Consider the following 18505-nt stretch of genomic DNA (forward strand, 5'->3'; position numbering starts at 1 on the left):
TCACTTCACCGGTGCAAAACCGGCATCTTCAAAAACCATCTGGCCTTCGTGGCTCATAACGAGGTCGACGAATTCCTGCGCTGCCTCGCTGCGGTTCGCCGTTTCGGCTTCTTTCGTGACCGCGATTTCGTAGGTGTTGTCGAGCCGCTCCGCACCCGCGAGCTCGACCCCGTCAACGGTGTCCTCGGCGCCGGCAACATCGGTCTCGTACACGATCGCGGCATCGGCCTCCCCGGCGACCACTAAACCGAGCGAGTCCGTCACAGAGTTCTGCTCGGTATCGAACTCGATAGCGTCAAGTCCCGCGTTCTTGAGAAGACGATCCGTGAGCTCTCCACACGGCACAGCGCTTGCACACCGCACCGTGACAAGCTCGGGACGTGCAGCAAGGTCGTCGAGGCCCTCAATGCGTTTCGGATTCCCCTCGGCAACGGCGAGCTCAAGCGAGTTTCGTGCAAAAACTTCAGGAAAAGCCGTCACGAGTTTCTTGTCCTTGGCCTTCTGCATCCATGAGTGCGAGGCGGAAGCGAAGACATCCGCAGGTGCGCCAGCATCCATCTGGGTCACGAGGTCTTGAGATCCGGCAAACGTCAAGACGATATCGACGTGTGGATGTTCCTTCTCAAAATCCTTTTCAAGCCTCTCGAAAGTGCTCTTGAGGGAAGCCGCGGCAAAAACAGTGACCGTAGTGCGGTCCTGGGAGGCGTCGGCCCCCTCAGTGACACTACCGCCGCTACATCCCGCGAGCGACGCGGTAACCAGCGTCACTGCTGCTGCCAAGCCTACGAGGCGCTTCATCGTGTCATCCTCCAAGAAGGGAATCGAGATAAGGGGTGGAGAAAAGTCTATCGGGATCCAATTCGTCTCTCACGGAAACGAACTGCTCAAAGTTCGGATACAGCTCGCGCAGTTCAGTCTCCCGAAGCCAATGCATTTTTCCCCAGTGCGGGCGTCCCTCGAACTCGACAAGCGTATCGTGCACGAGATGCAGGTAGTCGTCGCTCGCAGCGTGCAGGGGGTTGTGGGCCGCGATATACACGGTGTCGCGCTCACTCGCCGTGGAAAGCCACACGTCGTCAGCTGCTGCCCGACGCACTTCGAGGGGGAAGATGAGCGAACGGGTCGACCCCTCGAGCGCGCGCGTGAGGGCTTCGAACGCCTCGCCGAAACGGCTCGCGGGAATCGCCATCTCGCACTCGCGAAAACGCGTGCGCCGAGAGGCCACAAAGAGGCGGTAGGGAAAGTGCACGGCCTCACCCGCGGGCATGAGGGCGGAAACCGCACTCGAAAGAGGCCTCTTCGTCGCGGGAACGGCCTGCACGAGCCGATTGGCCAGTGCAAGCGCACCATTGCCCACGACCTCGCTCTCGATAGAGGTGCGCACGCGGCCCATACCTCGATTCGACGATTCCGCGGGCACGTGGTTGAGCTCGCGTACGACCGCCCTGCGGCCACTCGGAACGAAGAAGAATTCCTGGTGGTCTTGCTCCATGCTCGTCTCAAGGAACCTGGCGGCGGTCTCCTCGAGCGGAGCCGAGTATTCGCGTCTGTGAAGCTTGTAGAGCGGGACGGTGCGCAGTCGCACCTCAACGATAATGCCGAGCGCGCCGAGGCCGAGCCGAGCGGCTTCGAAAAGCTTCACGTTATGCTCGCGGTCGGCCCAAACGGCATCACCGTTTGCAAGCACAATCTTGAGGCCTGTCACGAGACCGGAAACGCCCGTGAATCGCCCACCCGTCCCGTGGGTGCCGGTGCTGACCGCCCCCGCGATGGATTGCCGGTCGATATCGCCCATCACTTCGAGTGCCCGCGAGTGCTTCGCGAGCATCGGTCCGATCTCCCACAGGCGGGTGCCTCCGCGCAGCGTCACCTCACCCGTGGAGTGATCGATCCTGGCGAGTCCGCGATAGCGATCGAGGGTCAGAGTCGTACCGCTTGGCTTCGCAATTGGGGAAAAAGAGTGCCCGGCTCCCATCGCGCGAATGCCGATTCCGTGGGCGGTGGCGCGCGCGATGTGGTGCACGATCTCCCGCTCACTACGCGGATGCACAACCTGAGTTGGCGCAAACTCAACGTTCTTCGACCAGTTCGCGCGAATCTCGCGCGCCGAGCCCAAAGCGACCTTTGCCATGTCCCAGCCTTCCCCTAAGGATCAGAAGCCTAAATATACGCGCGTCCACTTCCACGATATGTGGGGACAATATCCACGACGCTATCCTCGCGCACGACGGCATAGGTGTCGACGTGCTCCGCAACCTCGCCCGCCTTCGCGTGTCGCACCCACACGGTGTCACCCACGCGCAGCCGTTCGGCCGCACGACCACGCAGCGGCGTTTGCACCTCGCCCGCACCTTCGAGCCCCACATAGCCAAGTGAGCGAGGATGGACGACGCGCGGCAATCTATCGATTCCGGGAGGACCGCTCGCGACCCAGCCGCCGCCAAGGATCGTCGCGACGTTACGCGCAGGGCGCCGCACGACTGGGAAACCGACGACAAGCGCCGGTTCGGGGCGAAACCTTACGAAGTGATCGAAGCTGGCCGGCCCGATCAGGCCCGAGCCCGCAGCTACCTCCGTCACGCTCGGATCTGCACACGTCGACTCGATACTTCCGGTGCCTCCACCGTTCACGAATTCGAGATCGCTCACCTCACGTACGCGCTTGACGGCCTCGCCGCGGCGCGCCGCCACCTCTCGCGCGCTAAGCGCCTGCATTCCGCGCGTGAGCAGTCGCATCGGGGACATCCCCCGGTTGGGTGTTCCCGCGATTTGCGACTCGTAGCCCATGAGGCCCACGAGAGTGAGGCCCGAGTAGCGCGTGAGGCTTCGCGCAAAACTTTCGGCGTGCGAGGGGCTGAACAGTGGCGAGCGAAGCGCACCCAGGTGCACGCCTCGCACGGGGACGTAGGAACAGTCGAGTTCGAGACACACGCGCACGGGGGCGTTGGTGCTGCGGGAGGAACGCCGGGCAGCCTCGATCATGTCGGCGTGTCCGAGCGAGTCCACCATGAGAGTGACCGACGCGAGTGCACGCTCACTCGTCACGAGGCGCCTAAGCGCGTCAAAATCCGAGGTGGGATACGCGACGAGGATGTCGCCGAAGCCCTCTTCCACACGGTCGAGCGCTTCCGCGAGCGAGAAGGCCAAAAGCCCGCCGCCAAAAGTACGCTCGGCACGCTCGATGAGGAAAGGAACACGCAGCGATTTGGTGGCAGTGCGGATGGGTGTGTCGCCGGCGCGTTTCTTGAGCGCACGGGCGTTTGCGTCAAAACGCTCCAGGTCGAGGATCGCAACGGGGCGGTGATGGAGGCTCGCATCAGCGAGGGCGCGTTCATAGCGCTCGAAGTCTCGCGAGCTGAGAGGTGCAGGCATCACTGCCACGGCGCGAAAGCCCGGGAAAATCAGGCCCGGCGGCGGCGCATGACGTCGTCGACGGTGAGACCCGAGCCAATGACCTGGGCGTTCGATGCAAGATACGTGCCCTGTTCGGCTTCGGCTTCGCGTTCTTCGACGTCTGCGGCTTCGAGGCTGTTTCCGGTCGAGAGTGCGCCGTAACGGAAGCTCACGCGGGAGGCGAAACGCTCATCGGCAAGAGCCTTGCCTCGACCCGCTTCGCGTGCCTCGAGCACCTGGCGAAGGAACGCTTCGTGACGCTCGGCAGGGCTCATCTCGCTCGGGCGCGAGATTTCGGTTTCCGACGCCTGCTCAGCGACGGCGTCGCTCAGTTCGGCAGCGCCTTCTTCTTCGGCTTCGGGTGCGCCCTCAGTAGACGCGCCGGCATCGCTTTCGTTTTCCGCGCGCCTCACTGAGCGTGCACGCATCGAACGGGTTGCACGGACGAGCGCGAGGTAGAGCCCGAGCACACTCACCGCTCCAAGCGGGAACCAGATTCCCGTGAGGGAAAGCGAGGTCGTGACAACGCTCGCGAGGGTGACGCCGACAAGGATGACCAGAATCGCCGTAAGCGCAATGTTGAGACCCGGACCGGGTGCGCGATCCTCGACGAGGTCGGTTCGTTCCTCCACACCGAAGCGCGGTCGCGAGGTCGGGTCCGCGGGGCGGAGAAGGCTGCGGTTCTCGGGCATGTCGGTCACCTCGTGCGAGATCGAAGAATAGGTGCGGCAGGCGTCTGTGACGTCCCTGGCGCTCTCGGAGTGACGCTGCTGCGCGACTCGTTCCGCCTCCCCCAGCGTATACCGCCGATCAGCGGTCTTGGGGACGGCGTACAGTAGCCACACGCCCACGAGGAGGGCGATCAGCACCGCACCGAGATTAAAGCTGTTCACCCCTCGATCGTAGGGACTTTATGCCGGGCCGGGGCGTACATTCGACCGCGTGTCGCGGCCATGGGGCGCACCTCACCGCACGGGCGAGACTCGGTCGCGAAGAAGGCCTCTCGCGGGGACCTCCTCTCGGGTCAGCGCGAATACTCGATGGTCGCGCCACGCGCCCGAAACGTAGATGCAACGCTCGCGGATCCCCTCTTCCCGAAGCCTCAACTTCTGGACCACCCTGAGCGACGCGGTATTGGAGGGGCGCACGAGAATCTCCACGCGGTGGAGTCCCTCCCCGATGAGCACCTCTTCGAGCGCGAGAGCGAGGGCGCGGGGTGCTATTCCGCGCCCCGCCCATTCCGGGGCCACCCAGTACCCCACCTGCGCGCTCGAAAGCGAACCGAACACGATCGGGGAAAAACCAATGTGCCCCACGAGTGCGCGATTGTGAAAGATTCCCAGGGAGGACCACGCGATCTCGCGTCCTTGGCGCCTGAGCGCTCTAAACTGCGCCTCAAACGGAGGGTAGCCGCCGTCTCCCCACGCGGGGTCTCGCGCTTCCCAGCGTTCAAGCCACTCGACGCTGCTCTCGCGCACACGGACGTAGGCCTTGCGATCACGGCGCACGAATGGGCGCAGGGTGAGCGGGGCATCGCGGAGTCTCATGACGGGAAGCCTAGCGCTAGTACACGCGAGTGCCGGCTTTCGACGTTCGAAAGCTGTGTTCCGAACTGCGCCGCTGTGGCACGATGTTTCTATGAATAAGACCTCCACGCCCGCAACGAAGCGCGCACTTCGCCGCGAGATTCTCCGCGCTCGGCGCGAGACCTACGTCGCTGAAGCCGCGCGAGAAAGCGCCGCACGCATCCGATTCCACCTCGAGCAAAGCATTGACCCGTGGATTGAGGCCGCGGGACGTCCCTTCGTGATCGCTGGCTACAGTCCGGTGCCCGCCGAAGCAAGCGCCCTCACGTGGCTCCGACGCCAGGCGCGCAGTGGCCACACCGTGATCCTTCCTACCTTCGAGGGGGAGCTTCTCGGCTGGCGCGCGTGGGACGGCGAGGAAGTCCTCGCCCCTTCCGGGGGCGCAAAATTCGGCTCCGAACCCTCGGGGGAATCCTTCGGGACCGAAGGGCTCGCCCGTGCCGACCTCATCATCACGCCCGCGGTTGCGGTCGACCGTTCAGGCACTCGCCTCGGGCACGGCAAGGGCTATTACGATCGGGCCCTCGCCCACGCCCGTCCCGGTACGCGAGTCCTCACCCTGATCCACGAGACCGAGCTCCTTGATTTCGACGCGCTCCCCCGCGAGCCCCATGACGTGCCGATCCCCGAGGTCCTTACCGAGTCGGGTCTCGTTTCTCTGAAAACTCCCTCGTAGTAGCGCCCGCGCTACGGGGCATGCTCCACAGCCGCGCGCCTTCCCCACAGACGCCTCGAGCCGGGAGGCGAGGGGGGATTCTCGCCTAGCGTGGGGCTCATGGGAGAGGAATCATCGCTCGCGCGGGCTCAGCGCGCACTTGCCACAGCAGGCCCGCACCTACGCCGTGCCGTACGCAAAAACAGAGGGCTCGTCACCCTCGTCGTTCTCGCCGCGCTCATGAGTGTCAGTGCGCCGCCACTTGCCGCACACATTCTGCCCGGAGTTGCGGTCGTCGTTGCCGCGCGTGACCTTTCACCGGGAGACACGATCGAGGAGCAGGATCTCACGACAACAATGGTGCGCCCCGACCTCGTTCCCGAAGGAGCGGTGCGAAGCGCGCGAGAGATTGCTGGTGAAAGCGCTGCGGGCTCGATCAGCAAAGGTGCGCTCGTGCTCCGCGAACATCTGCGCGAAAAGGAATCGGCGCTTGCCGCGCATCGAGCACTCGTGTCGATCCCGATTGCGAGTGGAGGGATCGTGGACGCGGCCGAGCCAGGCACACAGCTCCGCATCATCTGTAAGCCACCAGAGAGTTCCGAAGGATTCGCCGACGACAAACCCCTCACCGACGTTCGTGCCGTCTTGCGCGCGCCTCTTGCGGGCGCACCGGGCGAAGCTTCGCCTCTCGCAGCCCCGAGCAGCACCATGGCCACAGTCGAAATTGATCGGGCGCAAGTTTCCACTATTGCGCTTTGCACACTTAATACTCCACCTTTTATTGCCGTGGTCGGCTAGTTTGAGTGCCGCAGGAAAAGTCTGGCGATTGTCACCCCTGCTGTGTATCACCCTTACCGAAAGGACTCGGCCGTGAACGGCTTCAAAGAATTCATCATGAAGGGCAACGTTCTCGACCTCGCGGTCGGCGTTGTCATCGGCGGTGCATTCACCGCCCTCATCAACGCTTTCGTCAAGCACCTCATCCAGCCCGTCATCGCCGTTTTCGGCGGCGCAAATGTTGATGGCTTCGCCTACCGCATCATCGCCGATAACAAGGCGACCACCCTCGACTTTGGTGCGATCATCTCCGCGGTCATCTCCTTCCTCATCACCGCGGCAGTCGTGTACTTCGTCTTCGTGCTGCCTGTCAACAAGGCGCGTGACCTCGACAAGAAGCGCCGCGGGATCACCGAAGAGGTCACGGAACTCACCGATATCGACCTTCTCACCGAGATCCGCGACCTCCTCAAGAGTCAAAACGCCAAGTAGGCCTCCACTCGCCACCTGCGAGTCAACTCACGGACTCCGAGGGAAGCGAAACCGCGCGGTTTCGCCCCTCGGGGTTTTTGCCTCCAAGCGCACGAGGGACTCCGTACGCTCATGCGCCTCTCGATCTCGCAGAAGGATCCACCCGCGAAAATTCGATCGGTAGGCCCGGGCAGCAGCCGTCGCCAAAACTCGGGGAACCTCGATAACATGGGGCGCTATGCCTTCAAGCCCCGACCTCTACTCCCCCCTCGCCGCGTGGTTTGCGAACCACCGCCGAGCCCTCCCCTGGCGAGAAGAGGGGACGAGTGCATGGGGCGTTCTCGTCAGCGAAATCATGAGCCAGCAAACCCCCGTCGCTCGCGTCGCCGAGCCATGGCGAACATGGATGAAACGCTGGCCTACGCCACAGGCCCTCGCGCGCGCTGACTCGGCCGAGGTTCTGCGTGCGTGGGGTTCCCTCGGCTACCCACGCCGGGCTCTAAGGCTCCACGAGTGCGCGCGCACGGTTGAGCGCGAGCACGGCGGCGAACTTCCGGTGGGCGTCGAAGCTCTCGTGGCCCTCCCCGGAATCGGCGACTACACAGCCGCGGCGGTCGCGAGCTTCGCGCAGGGGCAACGGGCATGCGTTCTCGATACCAACATCAGGCGTGTGCTCACGCGCGTGCTCGACGCGAAGGCGGCTCCCTCCGCCCACGTCACAAAGCGAGACCGCGCGCGCTTTGAAAAGCTCCTGCCGGTGGAAGTCGAACATTCCCGTATCTGGAACGAAGGCGTCATGGAGCTCGGTGCTCTCGTGTGCCGCGCCCGAAATCCCATGTGCGAGGCATGCCCGCTTTCGGAGCACTGCGCGTGGCTCCAGGCAGGCCGCCCCGGGCTTGGCGAGCGCACAACACGCCCGCAGAGCTACGAGGGAAGCGATCGCCAAATCCGCGGCAGGATCCTCAAAACTCTGCGTGAGGGTGGGGCGGCAACCGTCGGAACTCTCGAAAACGCGAGCGGAGCCGACTCGGAGCGCTTCGTGCGGCTTCTCACCGACCTTCTCGCGGAGGGGTTAATTTCGCGTACCGCAAGCGGCGAGATCACGCTCGGCGCGGGAACTCATAAGGAAGAACACGTCCATGCGCGATAGTCGGCACGCGATTGCGCGGCCAGTCGACTAAGCGCTCTTTGAGGCCTGCCCCGCCTTGAACGCGTGGAACCTGCGCACGAGGCGCTCAACGAGGAGCGAGACCGCGAACGCCAACACGAGGGCGGCGAGGATTCCGAGAAGAGGATGCGTCTCAAACCACTGACCGGCGAGTGCCCCCACGAGACACGAATACACCGCCCACAGGAAGGTCGCGAGGATGATCTTCGGTGTGAAAAGAGAAAGTGGATACTTCACCCCACCGGCCACGAGGTTGACGGCCGTGCGCCCGAGCGGAATGAACCGCGCCGTCATGAGATACGTGAAGGCGTGCTTCTCTAGGCCGCGTTCGGCGGCCGCGACCGCTCGATGACCGCGATGCCCCTCGTGGAAAAACCGCAGCTTCCTCCACGGGAGAAGGCGACCGATGTGATAGGTCACGTGATCACCGATCGCCGCCCCACCCCACCCGGAGAGGACAAGAAAAAGTAGCGAAGGCCTTTTCGAGGTCGCCCATAGTGATCCCAGCGCCACGAGGAGGGATTCGCTCGGAACAGTAGGGAAAAAAGCGTCCACGCAGGAGAAGGCGGCGACCACGAGGTGGACCCACCACGCTTCTCCCGCGTGGACGACTATTTCTTCAACAACGTGCATATCGCATGCTTACGCCACGGTCTTATCCGGCGATGTCCTCCACGGAAATATCTTCGGAAATCTGCTCGAGCGAGCCGTCCTCGTTCTTCGTCGCAAACGTGAAGACCCCGAGCGGACCCTCACCCTCGGCACCGATCACGATCTCGTCGCCGTCCTTCACCTGGCCGAACAGGATCTTCTCGCTGAGCGAATCCTCGATATCCCGCTGAATTGCGCGGCGAAGCGGGCGGGCGCCGAGAACCGGGTCGTAGCCCTTCTCCGCGAGGAGCGTGCGAGCCTCGGGCGTGAGCGTGACCGACATGCCACGCTCCGCGAGGCGCACGTCGAGGCGGCCCACCATGAGATCGACGATCTGCTTGATTTCTTCGCGCGAGAGCTGCGGGAACACCACGATGTCATCAACACGGTTGAGGAACTCGGGACGGAAGTGCTGCTTGAGTTCCTCGTTAACCTTCGCCTTCATGCGCTCGTAGCTCGTCGAGAGGTCGCCGCCAGCCTGGAAGCCGATCGATACACCCTTAGCGATGTCACGCGTTCCAAGGTTGGTCGTCATGATGATGACCGTGTTCTTGAAGTCCACGACGCGGCCCTGCGAGTCGGTGAGGCGCCCGTCCTCGAGGATCTGCAGGAGCGAATTGAAGATATCGACGTGAGCCTTCTCGATCTCGTCGAACAACACAACGGAGAACGGCTTGCGGCGTACCTTCTCGGTGAGCTGGCCGCCCTCGTCGTAGCCCACGTAACCGGGGGGCGAACCAAACAGGCGCGAAGCCGTGTGCTTTTCACCGAATTCCGACATGTCGAGCGTAATGAGCGCGTCTTCGTCGCCGAAGAGGAACTCGGCGAGCGCCTTGGCGAGCTCGGTTTTGCCAACGCCCGTGGGGCCCGCGAAGATGAACGAGCCGCCAGGGCGCTTCGGATCCTTGAGACCCGCGCGGGTCCTGCGGATCGACTGCGAGAGCGCCTTGATCGCTTCGTTTTGGCCCACGACGCGCTTGTGGAGCTCGTTTTCCATGTTGAGCAGGCGCGTAGATTCGGCCTCGTTGAGCTTCACGATCGGGATGCCGGTTGCGGCCGCGAGAACCTCGGCGATCACGTCGTCGTTCACAATGCTGATCGCGTCGGACTCGCCGTTACGCCACGCATCTTCCTTGGCCTTGCGCTCGGCCGTGAGCTTCTGCTCGTCATCGCGGAGGCTCGCGGCTTTCTCAAAGTCCTGCGCATCGATCGCGGACTCCTTCGCACGCTTCGCCTCTTCGATCTTCTGGTCGTATTCCTTCAATTCGGGCGGAGCCGAGAGTCGGCGAATACGTAGGCGCGCACCGGCCTCGTCGATCAGGTCGATCGCCTTATCCGGCAGGAAACGATCGTTCACGTAGCGAGCCGCGAGCTGAGCGGCCGCGTCGAGAGCGTCATCAGTGATCGTGACCTTGTGGAAGGACTCGTAGCGATCGCGTAGGCCGCGGAGGATGTCGACCGTCTCCTCAACGCTCGGCTCTTCGACCTGGATCGGCTGAAAACGACGCTCGAGAGCGGCGTCCTTCTCGATGTGCTTGCGGTACTCCTCGAGCGTAGTCGCGCCGATGGTCTGAAGCTCGCCGCGCGCAAGCATCGGCTTGAGGATATTTGCCGCGTCGATCGCACCCTCGGCCGCGCCGGCACCCACGAGCGTGTGGATCTCATCGATAAACAGCACGATATCGCCGCGGGTCTTGATTTCCTTGAGCACCTTCTTCAGACGCTCCTCGAAGTCACCGCGGTAACGCGAGCCGGCCACGAGCGAGCCGAGATCAAGCGTGTACAGCTGCTTATCCTTAAGCGTCTCGGGCACGTCACCAGCCACGATCGACTGCGCGAGACCCTCCACAACCGCGCTCTTACCAACGCCCGGCTCACCGATAAGGACGGGGTTATTCTTCGTGCGGCGGCTCAGCACCTGCATGACGCGCTCGGCCTCGCGCTCACGGCCAATGACCGGGTCAAGTTCCTTGTCACGCGCCGCCTGCGTGAGGTTACGGCCAAACTGGTCGAGCACGAGGGAGCCCGACGGAGTCCCCTCCTGGTTGCCGCCACCGGCGTTCACCGTTTCCTTGCCCTGGTAACCCGAGAGCCTCTCGATGACTTCCTGACGCACGGCAGCCGGCTGGGCGCCCATGCGCGTGAGAACCTTGACGGCTACACCATCGCCCTCGCGCAACAGCCCGAGGAGGATGTGCTCCGTGCCGATGTAGCCGTGACCGAGCTGGAGAGCCTCGCGAAGGCTCAGCTCGAGCACCTTTTTTGCACGTGGCGTAAACGGAATGTGCCCCGTGGGGGCCTGCGTGCCCTCCGTGATGATTTCTCGCACCTGCTCGCGCACGCCCTCGAGCGTGATGCCGAGCGATTCGAGAGCCTTCGCTCCCACGCCTTCACCCTCGTGGATGAGGCCCAGGAGGATGTGCTCGGTGCCGATGTAGTTGTGGTTGAGAAGGCGCGCCTCATCCTGCGCGAGCACGATGACTCGGCGGGCGCGATCGGTAAACCTCTCGAACATGAATCTCCCTTGGTTTTTCGGCGTTGCTTACGAGCCTACTGCGTGCCTCCACTCGGTGCGCCGTTGTTCGCCAGCGGCGTGAAAGGCCCGCGCCTGAGCGCCTAGGATTGAATGGAATGCCAGCGCTGCCCAGCACAGCGACCGCTTCCACCGAACCGAAGGAGCACCCCCGCACATGCGAGTATCCGCGCACTCGTCTCGCGCAACCTCGGCACTCAAGGTCGAGCATGCCGACGCCGTTCTCATCGGTGCGGGCATCGCCTCGGCGACCCTTGCGATGCTCCTTCGTGAACTCGAACCGGCGTGGCACATCGTCGTTCTCGAACGGCTCGAGAGCCCCGCTCTCGAATCCTCGCATGCCTGGAACAATGCCGGTACCGGCCACAGCGCACTGTGCGAACTCAACTACACGCCCATGGATGCCCACGGGCGCGTCTCGATCGACAAAGCACTCGAGGTCAACAAGAAATTCCAGCTCTCGCGTGCATGGTGGGCGCACCTCGTCGAAAACGGCACGCTCGAACACCCTGAGCGCTTCATCCGCACCGTTGCACACATGAGCCTGGTCCACGGTGAAGAGAACCGGCGGTTCCTCAAAGCGCGCTTCGCTGCTCTTCACCCGCACCCCCTGTTTTCCTCACTTGAGTACACGGAGGATCCCTCCCGCCTTGCCGAGTGGGCTCCCCTCGTGATGGAGGGCCGAACCGCGAACACGCCGCTTTCGGCAACCCGCTCACTCGCGGGCACCGACGTGGACTTCGGCGCCCTCACGCGTGCGCTCCTCGAGGCCGCGACGAAAGCGGGCACCAGCGTATATTTCGGCTCCAACGTCGTGGATCTGCGCCGCATGGGCAAGGACTGGGGCGTTATGGCCCGCACGAACGACTCAACGCACGTTGTTCGCGCGCCATTCGTCTTCGTCGGAGCGGGCGGTGCTGCACTCCCCCTCCTTCAACGTTCTGGAATCAGCGAGATCCGCGGCTACGGCGGGTTCCCCATCTCCGGGCAGTGGCTTCGCTGCACGAATCCTGAACTCGCCGCGCGGCACGACGCAAAGGTGTACGGGAAGGCTGCCGTCGGATCGCCCCCGATGAGCGTGCCCCACCTCGATACCCGAATCATCAATGGCTCACGCGAGCTCATGTTCGGCCCGTACGCGGGATGGAGCCCGAAATTCCTCAAATCGGGTTCCGTGACAGATCTCTTCCGCTCGATCCGCGCCTCGAACGCTCTTCCCATGGCGTCCGTTGCACCCGGCAACCTCGACCTGATCGCCTATCTCGCCTCGCAACTCACGCAGAGTTTTGACGATCGCCTCGCGGCACTTGCCGAGTACCTCCCGGGCGCGAAGGCTGAGGACTGGGAGCTGCTCGAGGCCGGCCAGCGGGTCCAGGTCATCGCACCGCTCTCGCGCACGCGCGGCACCCTCCAATTCGGGACCGAGCTACTCACCTCAGCCGACGGAAGCATGAGCGGGCTCCTCGGTGCGTCGCCGGGTGCCTCAACGGCCACCTCAATCATGCTCGACCTGCTTTCGCGTGCCTTCCCTGCGAAGGCATCTGAGTGGGAACCACGTCTTCGCGCCATATTCTCTACCGAAGGTGACGCCCGAGATCACCTCGCACGCACAAGTCGCATTCTTGGACTTACGGAACCACCACGATGAAAGGGCACTCATGAGCACCTCGCACTCCTTATTCAGAGGAGAGATCATTACCCTCACGAATGGCGCGTCAAGCGCCGAACTTACGAGCGTGGGTGCAGCGCTCAATCGGTTCTGCATCGGCGGGCGCGACTTCGTTGTACCGGGCGCCGTCGATGACGTCCAATTCGGCTATCGCGGTGGGATCATTGCCCCATGGCCAAATCGCATTGGCAACGGTACCTATACATACGACGGGGTGGAATACGAGCTGCCGCTCAACGAGCACGAAAGACGCAACGCGCTTCACGGCCTCGTATCGTGGAGCGATTTCTCGGTAGAAAACCGTACGGAAAACACGGTGGATTTCTTTCACCACCTTATTCCCGTATCCGGCTACCCCTTCCCGCTTAGCATTCGCGTGCGCTACACGCTTCACGAAAGCGCAATCACCACCGAGGTCACCGCGACCAACCTCGGCGAAACCCGCGCCCCCTACGGCGTATGCCCCCATCCCTACGTCGTGCCCGGCGCAGAGCACATGAATGAATGGGAAACGCTCGTGCCGGCCTCCCACGTGCTCGAAGTCGACGAACGCCTCCTGCCGGTTGCGCTCTCACCCGTCGAGAACCACCCGGAACTCCACCTCGATGGCTCACCTATCGGTGATCGGTTCATCGATCACGCCTACACGGGATTCTCCGAGGGGCGAATCACGGTGCGCAGTGCGAGCGGTGAAGTATGGGTGGAATTCGACCCGGAGGCCCTCCCGTGGGCGCAGATCCACACGGCCGATCACCCGGATCCCTCGAAGAATCGCGCAGGGCTCGCTGTCGAACCTATGACGTGCCCGCCCGATGCTTTCCGCACCGGCGAAAACCTCGTGCACCTCGCCCCAGGCGCCTCACACACCGTCTCGTGGACGATCGGCGGCAAAGCTCTGAGCTAAGTCCTCACGAACAGCAAAAGCGCCGCGGGGGACCTTTCCCTCGCGGCGCTTTTATGCGTCAGTGCTCTCAGCCTTCGTGAGCGGCGTAGTACGCCTCGCGAACATCCGCAGCGATGCGGCCGCGATCCGAGACGTTGTAGTTGTTCTCGAGCGCCCACTTGCGGATCTTCGCGGTCTCCTTCGCGCTGCTCGGCGTGCGCGAGCTGCGACGGGCGCGGCCGCCAACGCGGCGGGCGGCGACGATCCATTTGGTCATGTCTGCGTGGAGTTCGTCGACGTGCGCGTTCGAAAGGTCGATCTCGTAATCAACGCCCTCGAGGGAGAACGAAACGGTGAGATCCGCCTTCGAACCATCGAGATCGTCGACGAGTTCGGTGAAAGTCTTAGTTGCCATCGAGGCCATCCTCATGAAGTTTTAGAACGGTGGTCGACCGATTCAGCGGCGAAGCGCGTCAACGGTTAAAAGCAGGATAATCGCCCACCACAATAGTGGCAACCATTTTAGCGCGATAACAAAGCGCTCTTTTAATTCGACGTCGTTGCGTCTTTACATTTTTCCGCGTTGGCGGTTTGCCTCGTTCTTACAAAGCGCGCTGCCTCGGGATGCGCGGCAATGTACTCGCGCTCGGCTTGCCTTTCTGCCTCACGCTGATGTTTATCGGCGCGCAAAATCGAGCGCAGGACGAACCAGAAAAGGAGCCCAATCCCGATCGATGGCAGGAGCGCTCCCAGCTCGAATGCCCAATCAATGTTTCCCACTGCGCGCCTCCTTCGATGTGTGCTGTTCCTCGGCAGGGGCAAGGTTCACGAGCGCATTGTCGATCAGACGCACACCCTCGACCCTCGCGGCGAGCACGACGAGCGCCTCCCCCACGAAAGCCTGGTCAATCTCTTCGAAAGTCGCCGGGTTGACCGCGAGCCGGTAATCCCACGTCACTCGCGAAGAATCCTCGTGCGTGCGAAGAAGCGCGAGAAGCTCAGCCGCCGTCGGGCAGTTAAGCGCTTTCGAGAGAAGCCCCGAGAGGGCGAGGGCATCCGCCCTTGCCTGCTCACTCAAATAGCTATTGCGCGAGCTGCGTGCGAGACCCGATTCTTCGCGCACGATCGGCACACCCACGATTTCAAGACCCAGATTAAAATCGTGCACGAGGCGGCGAATAATGGCGAGCTGCTGCGCGTCCTTTTGGCCAAAGATCGCGACATGCGGCTGGGTAAGAAGGAAAAGCTTGAGTACGACGGTCGCCACGCCATTAAAGTGGCCGGGGCGAATCTCGCCCTCGAGCATGCGCCCAATCGGCCCCACATCAACCTGGAACGGTTCCGGGTACGGGTACATGTCGCTAGCCTCGGGGGCAAACATCGCATCGGCGAGCGTGTCGACGAGTTCGAGGTCTGCTTCGAGCGTACGCGGGTAGCGCTCGTAGTCCTCGCCGGGGCCGAACTGAAGAGGGTTCACGAAGTTCGACACGATGACGTGATCGGCATGCGAACGAGCCTCACGGATGAGAGACAAGTGTCCCTCGTGGAGCGCGCCCATCGTGGGCACAAGTGCAACACTGCCCTTAAGAGAGGCGCGGTAGGCCTGCAATTCCTTAACGGTGGGGATGAGCGTAGTCATGAATCCTGCCTCGGTTTTCTCTCGCTTGATAGCAGTAACTCTAACGCCGCCCGCTCACGCTCACCGATAGGTGCGATGTCGAGTGCGGCACGCGCGAGTGCGCGGTATGTGGGCAGAACGCGCTCGAGGTCAAGCTCTTCGAGGGCTTCGAGATGATTTCCGACGGTTCCCGCATCACCGCGCTGCACCGGTCCCGTAAGCGCACCGGGCCCAAGCCTGAGCGACTCCTCGAGACTCGCGTTGAGAAGCGGACGCACGAGAGCGGGTGGATCCTCGACCCCGATCGCGTCGAGGATCTGAAGCACTTGGCTCACGAGCACAACGAGATGGTTCGAGCCGTGGGCGAGCGCGGCGTGGTAGGCCGTGCGATCGCCCTCCGCAATATCGATGCTCACGCCGTCGAGCTCGAGCACGAGAGCCTTCGCAATGGGCGCGAACATGGGACGCGCAGTGACGGCCCACGGGCAGCCCACGAGCCTTGCAAGATCGAGCGATGTTCCCGTGAAGGTCATGGCCGGGTGGAGCGCAAGGGTGATCGCGCCAGCGTCTTCGAGCGGACGCAGTACCTCAATCCCATATCGGCCGGAGGTGTGCGCGATGATCTGTGCACCGGGCACGATACCCCGCTGCGCGAGACTCGCCGCGAGCGGCGCAAGCTCGTCATCAGGGACAGCGAGAACCACGAGTTCACTGCGCTCGACAACCTCTTCGGGACTAAGGATGGGGGCGCCGGGCAGCAGTACATCGGCGCGCTCTCGGGAAGCGTCGGACCTGGCCACCACCCCCGTGACCTGGTGCCCCGCTGCGCGCAGTGCGTTCCCGAGCACCGCACCCACGCGCCCCGCGGAAATGATGCCCACGCCCATGCGCGCAGGCTCCGCAGGGCTCACGCCGTTCCGCCCAACAATCTCGGTTGAAGCCAGCTTGCACGCTCGCTGAATCGGCGCGACGTTCCTGCGTCCACGCCGAGTGTTGCGCACAGGACTGCGGCATCGGTGACGGGAATGTTCGAGATATGGAAAGTGCCACCGGCATACGTGACCGCGAGGTCTGCCGTGCCGATCCGCCGGGAGATCGGCCCCTGGGAGAGTTCAACCCCCTGGATGCGCTCGCGCGGGATCACGGTGACGGTTCGCGTGAGCCAACCGTGACGTGCAAGAAGCGCGTGGCGCGTGAGCGCGTACACGTGGGTGCGACGGCTGATCGGGTTGGACCAGTGGAAGGGGCGCGCGCCAGGCAGTTGCGCTTGCGGCGCCGCGAGAAAACCCTGAAGTAGGGCCGTGTCGCTCGCACCCAGCACCGCGGGGCTCGGCGCCTGAGCCCCGTCGTGCATCGCGGGGTGGACGATGAGGTCGCCGGTCGGTGGCATGAGGTGCGAGAGCGTCGCTTCGAGTTCGGCGGCGGTTCCCACGGGAAGTATACGACCGGTGCCTTCCGTCACGGATTCAAGAACATCCATGCCCGCGGTTTTCGCGCTCACGTCGTACCACCCACGTGAACGCCACAGGAGCGGCTGAGAAATCTCCATCTCTTGAAGCTTCGAGGCTGTGAGGTTATCGCTGCGCGAGTTCAAGAGTCCTCGCCGTGCGCGCAGACCCGTCGCGGTCGCGCGCGAGGTGAAGCCCCAACCGGAGTCGACGCGAGAGAAAATCATTCGAGGAGCCGCAAGCAGCGCGGGAACGAGCGCCGCGAGCGACGCGAAAGAAAGCGTGAACTCACCGTCGGCGAAGGAGGCGATGAGCCAGATCGCCGTCATGACGATCGAAAACGCGAGCCAGAACATGAGCGAAATATCAAGCACGAGCGAGTGCAGGATACGCGAGGTCGGGATTCGCGCGAGCAGTTCGCCGGTGGAATCCGAGTCATAGGCAATGGACTCGGCGCGCTCCACGATGCTCGGCGAACCGTCGCCACCCTCGCTCGGCGCCGCGCTCTCGGGAGCCTCAGGCGCGGCCTCAGCGGGTGCGGGGTTCGTCGCCACGTTGCCATGACTCGGCACATCCCCGCGGGCGAGTTCGAGAACCGTCGAGTGGATTTCTTCGGCCTTCGCCCTGCCAAGGTACTGGAGGTCCACGTGGGACTCGCCCGCGCCGGCGAGCTCGATCCGCACTTTGGAGAGGCCCACAAGCCGCGCCATGAAAGGCCGTTCAACAGAGACGGAGTCGATGCGCTGGCGTGGGGCAATTCTACGTTTCGTGCTCAAGAATTTTTCACGCACGAAAACGCCGTCTTCCGTCACCGCATACGTCGTGATCCACCACGGGAGCCCACCGGCAAGAATCGCCACGAGGATAATGCCAAGGGCGCCGAGACCGAACAGCCACAGATTGTCGGTGTTCACGACTCCGTGCTTGACCAAGTCCTCGATCATGTCGATGTTTTGGAACCCGACGATCGCCACGATTGCCGCGATCGCTTTCCACCCCATGACGAGCGGCGTAAGAGGGTGGAACCTCGAGTATGCGGACTCCGGTGGGTCATTGGCGAGGTCAGGCGACTGTTCGGTCATAGCGCCGCCATCTTTTCACTCGCCTCGCGAGTCACGAGGTCGCGAATACGCTCGGCCTCCTTGCGCTCGAGGCCCGGAATCGAGACGTCCGAGATCGAGCCTCCCGCGGTCTTCAGCGTGATGGTCGAAAGCCCGTACGCGCGCTCGATGGGGCCTTCGTCGATATTGATGTCCTGGATGCGGCCGTAGGGAACGATCGTGACGGAGCGGAACATAATGCCGCTGCGAAACACGATGTCGTTGTCGCGTGTGAGGTAGCCAAGAGCGCGTGCGCGGCGAGGGGTGAACACGATCGACTGGGCCACGAGGAGGTACACGGGGATGGTGCACAGGTGCACCCACCACGGCCACGCAAACACGGCCGTGACAATGTGGAGCGCGATGCACGCCGCAATCACGGGCACCCACCGGGCGAGTTTGCCAAGGAACCGTACCTTGACGAGCTTCGGCGACACGCGTGCCGTACGTGGATCGGTCGCGGAAAAAGGCTCGTCGAGCATCGTCCGCTCGATGTCGGCCGGCTCGAGGGTCGGCATCGGAACTACTGAGTTACTCATGAGAATCTTTCTAA

The 18505-nt window shown here is 63.3% G+C and carries 19 protein-coding genes; 6 read left to right on the forward strand and 13 right to left on the reverse strand.

What is annotated here, in order from left to right; translation table 11 throughout:
- From modA to D8M36_RS05825, 5 genes are all read right to left on the reverse strand, one after another.
- Complete coding sequence (modA, locus tag D8M36_RS05805; protein ID WP_126847465.1) at positions 1 to 798, reverse strand: molybdate ABC transporter substrate-binding protein; 798 nt, start codon at positions 796 to 798, stop codon at positions 1 to 3.
- A gap of 4 nt (positions 799 to 802) precedes the next feature.
- Entirely contained in the window at positions 803 to 2131 is a 1329-nt protein-coding gene (locus D8M36_RS05810) for a D-arabinono-1,4-lactone oxidase (RefSeq protein WP_126847467.1), read from the reverse strand.
- 29 nt (positions 2132 to 2160) lie between these two features.
- The gene (locus D8M36_RS05815; protein ID WP_161970214.1) at positions 2161 to 3372 is read right to left on the reverse strand and encodes an alanine racemase; all 1212 of its coding nucleotides are present in this window, start codon (positions 3370 to 3372) and stop codon (positions 2161 to 2163) included.
- 29 nt (positions 3373 to 3401) lie between these two features.
- Positions 3402 to 4286, reverse strand: a complete 885-nt coding sequence (locus D8M36_RS05820; protein WP_074297139.1) for a hypothetical protein — start codon at positions 4284 to 4286, stop codon at positions 3402 to 3404.
- 72 nt (positions 4287 to 4358) lie between these two features.
- Complete coding sequence (locus tag D8M36_RS05825; protein ID WP_074297140.1) at positions 4359 to 4940, reverse strand: GNAT family N-acetyltransferase; 582 nt, start codon at positions 4938 to 4940, stop codon at positions 4359 to 4361.
- Between the two features lie 91 nt (positions 4941 to 5031).
- On the opposite strand from D8M36_RS05825, the gene D8M36_RS05830 reads away from it, so the two are divergent.
- From D8M36_RS05830 to D8M36_RS05845, 4 genes are all read left to right on the forward strand, one after another.
- A complete protein-coding gene (locus tag D8M36_RS05830; protein ID WP_161970215.1) occupies positions 5032 to 5655 on the forward strand; it encodes a 5-formyltetrahydrofolate cyclo-ligase in 624 nt (207 codons plus the stop codon).
- 99 nt (positions 5656 to 5754) lie between these two features.
- Positions 5755 to 6432, forward strand: coding sequence for an SAF domain-containing protein (locus D8M36_RS05835; protein WP_126847473.1), 678 nt, complete (start codon positions 5755 to 5757; stop codon positions 6430 to 6432).
- Between the two features lie 72 nt (positions 6433 to 6504).
- Positions 6505 to 6903: a large conductance mechanosensitive channel protein MscL gene (gene mscL, locus D8M36_RS05840; RefSeq protein ID WP_126847475.1), complete on the forward strand. Its 399-nt coding sequence runs from the start codon at positions 6505 to 6507 to the stop codon at positions 6901 to 6903.
- A gap of 217 nt (positions 6904 to 7120) precedes the next feature.
- A complete protein-coding gene (locus D8M36_RS05845) occupies positions 7121 to 8032 on the forward strand; it encodes an A/G-specific adenine glycosylase (protein ID WP_126847477.1) in 912 nt (303 codons plus the stop codon).
- A 27-nt stretch (positions 8033 to 8059) separates the two neighbouring features.
- Here D8M36_RS05845 and D8M36_RS05850 read toward each other — a convergent pair whose 3' ends face one another.
- The gene (locus D8M36_RS05850) at positions 8060 to 8683 is read right to left on the reverse strand and encodes a DedA family protein (protein ID WP_126847478.1); all 624 of its coding nucleotides are present in this window, start codon (positions 8681 to 8683) and stop codon (positions 8060 to 8062) included.
- A 22-nt stretch (positions 8684 to 8705) separates the two neighbouring features.
- Positions 8706 to 11216 (reverse strand): ATP-dependent Clp protease ATP-binding subunit, encoded by a 2511-nt coding sequence (locus tag D8M36_RS05855; RefSeq protein ID WP_126847480.1) that lies wholly within the window; start codon positions 11214 to 11216, stop codon positions 8706 to 8708.
- Positions 11217 to 11391: 175 nt separating this feature from the next.
- Between D8M36_RS05855 and mqo the strand changes: the two genes are divergently transcribed.
- Both mqo and D8M36_RS05865 read left to right on the forward strand, forming a co-directional pair.
- Positions 11392 to 12882 carry a malate dehydrogenase (quinone) gene (mqo, locus tag D8M36_RS05860; RefSeq protein WP_126847482.1) on the forward strand — a complete coding sequence of 497 codons (1491 nt, stop codon included), beginning with the start codon at positions 11392 to 11394 and terminating at the stop codon, positions 12880 to 12882.
- Positions 12883 to 12892: 10 nt separating this feature from the next.
- Positions 12893 to 13807 (forward strand): aldose 1-epimerase family protein, encoded by a 915-nt coding sequence (locus tag D8M36_RS05865; protein WP_126847483.1) that lies wholly within the window; start codon positions 12893 to 12895, stop codon positions 13805 to 13807.
- Between the two features lie 67 nt (positions 13808 to 13874).
- Here D8M36_RS05865 and D8M36_RS05870 read toward each other — a convergent pair whose 3' ends face one another.
- From D8M36_RS05870 to D8M36_RS05895, 6 genes are all read right to left on the reverse strand, one after another.
- Positions 13875 to 14201, reverse strand: a complete 327-nt coding sequence (locus D8M36_RS05870) for a histone-like nucleoid-structuring protein Lsr2 (RefSeq protein ID WP_065247632.1) — start codon at positions 14199 to 14201, stop codon at positions 13875 to 13877.
- 131 nt (positions 14202 to 14332) lie between these two features.
- Complete coding sequence (locus D8M36_RS10125; protein ID WP_126847485.1) at positions 14333 to 14566, reverse strand: hypothetical protein; 234 nt, start codon at positions 14564 to 14566, stop codon at positions 14333 to 14335.
- A complete protein-coding gene (gene panC, locus D8M36_RS05880) occupies positions 14553 to 15425 on the reverse strand; it encodes a pantoate--beta-alanine ligase (RefSeq protein WP_126847487.1) in 873 nt (290 codons plus the stop codon). Before panC ends, D8M36_RS10125 begins: the two co-directional genes overlap by 14 nt.
- A complete protein-coding gene (locus D8M36_RS05885; RefSeq protein ID WP_274542645.1) occupies positions 15422 to 16315 on the reverse strand; it encodes a Rossmann-like and DUF2520 domain-containing protein in 894 nt (297 codons plus the stop codon). Before D8M36_RS05885 ends, panC begins: the two co-directional genes overlap by 4 nt.
- Positions 16312 to 17934, reverse strand: coding sequence for a PH domain-containing protein (locus D8M36_RS05890; protein WP_126847489.1), 1623 nt, complete (start codon positions 17932 to 17934; stop codon positions 16312 to 16314). Before D8M36_RS05890 ends, D8M36_RS05885 begins: the two co-directional genes overlap by 4 nt.
- Entirely contained in the window at positions 17931 to 18491 is a 561-nt protein-coding gene (locus tag D8M36_RS05895; protein ID WP_126847490.1) for a PH domain-containing protein, read from the reverse strand. The genes D8M36_RS05890 and D8M36_RS05895 overlap by 4 nt, the downstream gene beginning before the upstream one ends.
- Positions 18492 to 18505: the final 14 nt, after the last annotated feature.

Source organism: Dermabacter sp. HSID17554, assembly GCF_003989295.1.
In the GTDB taxonomy this organism is placed as follows: domain Bacteria; phylum Actinomycetota; class Actinomycetes; order Actinomycetales; family Dermabacteraceae; genus Dermabacter; species Dermabacter vaginalis.

Bases quoted from the DNA above. Each gene is read 5' to 3' on its own strand.
- mqo (WP_126847482.1), top strand. From the start codon at position 11,392: ATGCGAGTATCCGCGCACTCGTCTCGCGCAACCTCGGCACTCAAGGTC.
- D8M36_RS05890 (WP_126847489.1), bottom strand. From the start codon at position 17,934: ATGACCGAACAGTCGCCTGACCTCGCCAATGACCCACCGGAGTCCGCA.
- D8M36_RS05895 (WP_126847490.1), bottom strand. From the start codon at position 18,491: ATGAGTAACTCAGTAGTTCCGATGCCGACCCTCGAGCCGGCCGACATC.
- D8M36_RS05815 (WP_161970214.1), bottom strand. From the start codon at position 3,372: ATGCCTGCACCTCTCAGCTCGCGAGACTTCGAGCGCTATGAACGCGCC.
- D8M36_RS05870 (WP_065247632.1), bottom strand. From the start codon at position 14,201: ATGGCAACTAAGACTTTCACCGAACTCGTCGACGATCTCGATGGTTCG.
- D8M36_RS05825 (WP_074297140.1), bottom strand. From the start codon at position 4,940: ATGAGACTCCGCGATGCCCCGCTCACCCTGCGCCCATTCGTGCGCCGT.
- panC (WP_126847487.1), bottom strand. From the start codon at position 15,425: ATGACTACGCTCATCCCCACCGTTAAGGAATTGCAGGCCTACCGCGCC.
- D8M36_RS05855 (WP_126847480.1), bottom strand. From the start codon at position 11,216: ATGTTCGAGAGGTTTACCGATCGCGCCCGCCGAGTCATCGTGCTCGCG.
- D8M36_RS05845 (WP_126847477.1), top strand. From the start codon at position 7,121: ATGCCTTCAAGCCCCGACCTCTACTCCCCCCTCGCCGCGTGGTTTGCG.
- D8M36_RS05865 (WP_126847483.1), top strand. From the start codon at position 12,893: ATGAGCACCTCGCACTCCTTATTCAGAGGAGAGATCATTACCCTCACG.
- modA (WP_126847465.1), bottom strand. From the start codon at position 798: ATGAAGCGCCTCGTAGGCTTGGCAGCAGCAGTGACGCTGGTTACCGCG.
- D8M36_RS05810 (WP_126847467.1), bottom strand. From the start codon at position 2,131: ATGGCAAAGGTCGCTTTGGGCTCGGCGCGCGAGATTCGCGCGAACTGG.
- D8M36_RS05850 (WP_126847478.1), bottom strand. From the start codon at position 8,683: ATGCACGTTGTTGAAGAAATAGTCGTCCACGCGGGAGAAGCGTGGTGG.
- D8M36_RS05830 (WP_161970215.1), top strand. From the start codon at position 5,032: ATGAATAAGACCTCCACGCCCGCAACGAAGCGCGCACTTCGCCGCGAG.
- D8M36_RS05835 (WP_126847473.1), top strand. From the start codon at position 5,755: ATGGGAGAGGAATCATCGCTCGCGCGGGCTCAGCGCGCACTTGCCACA.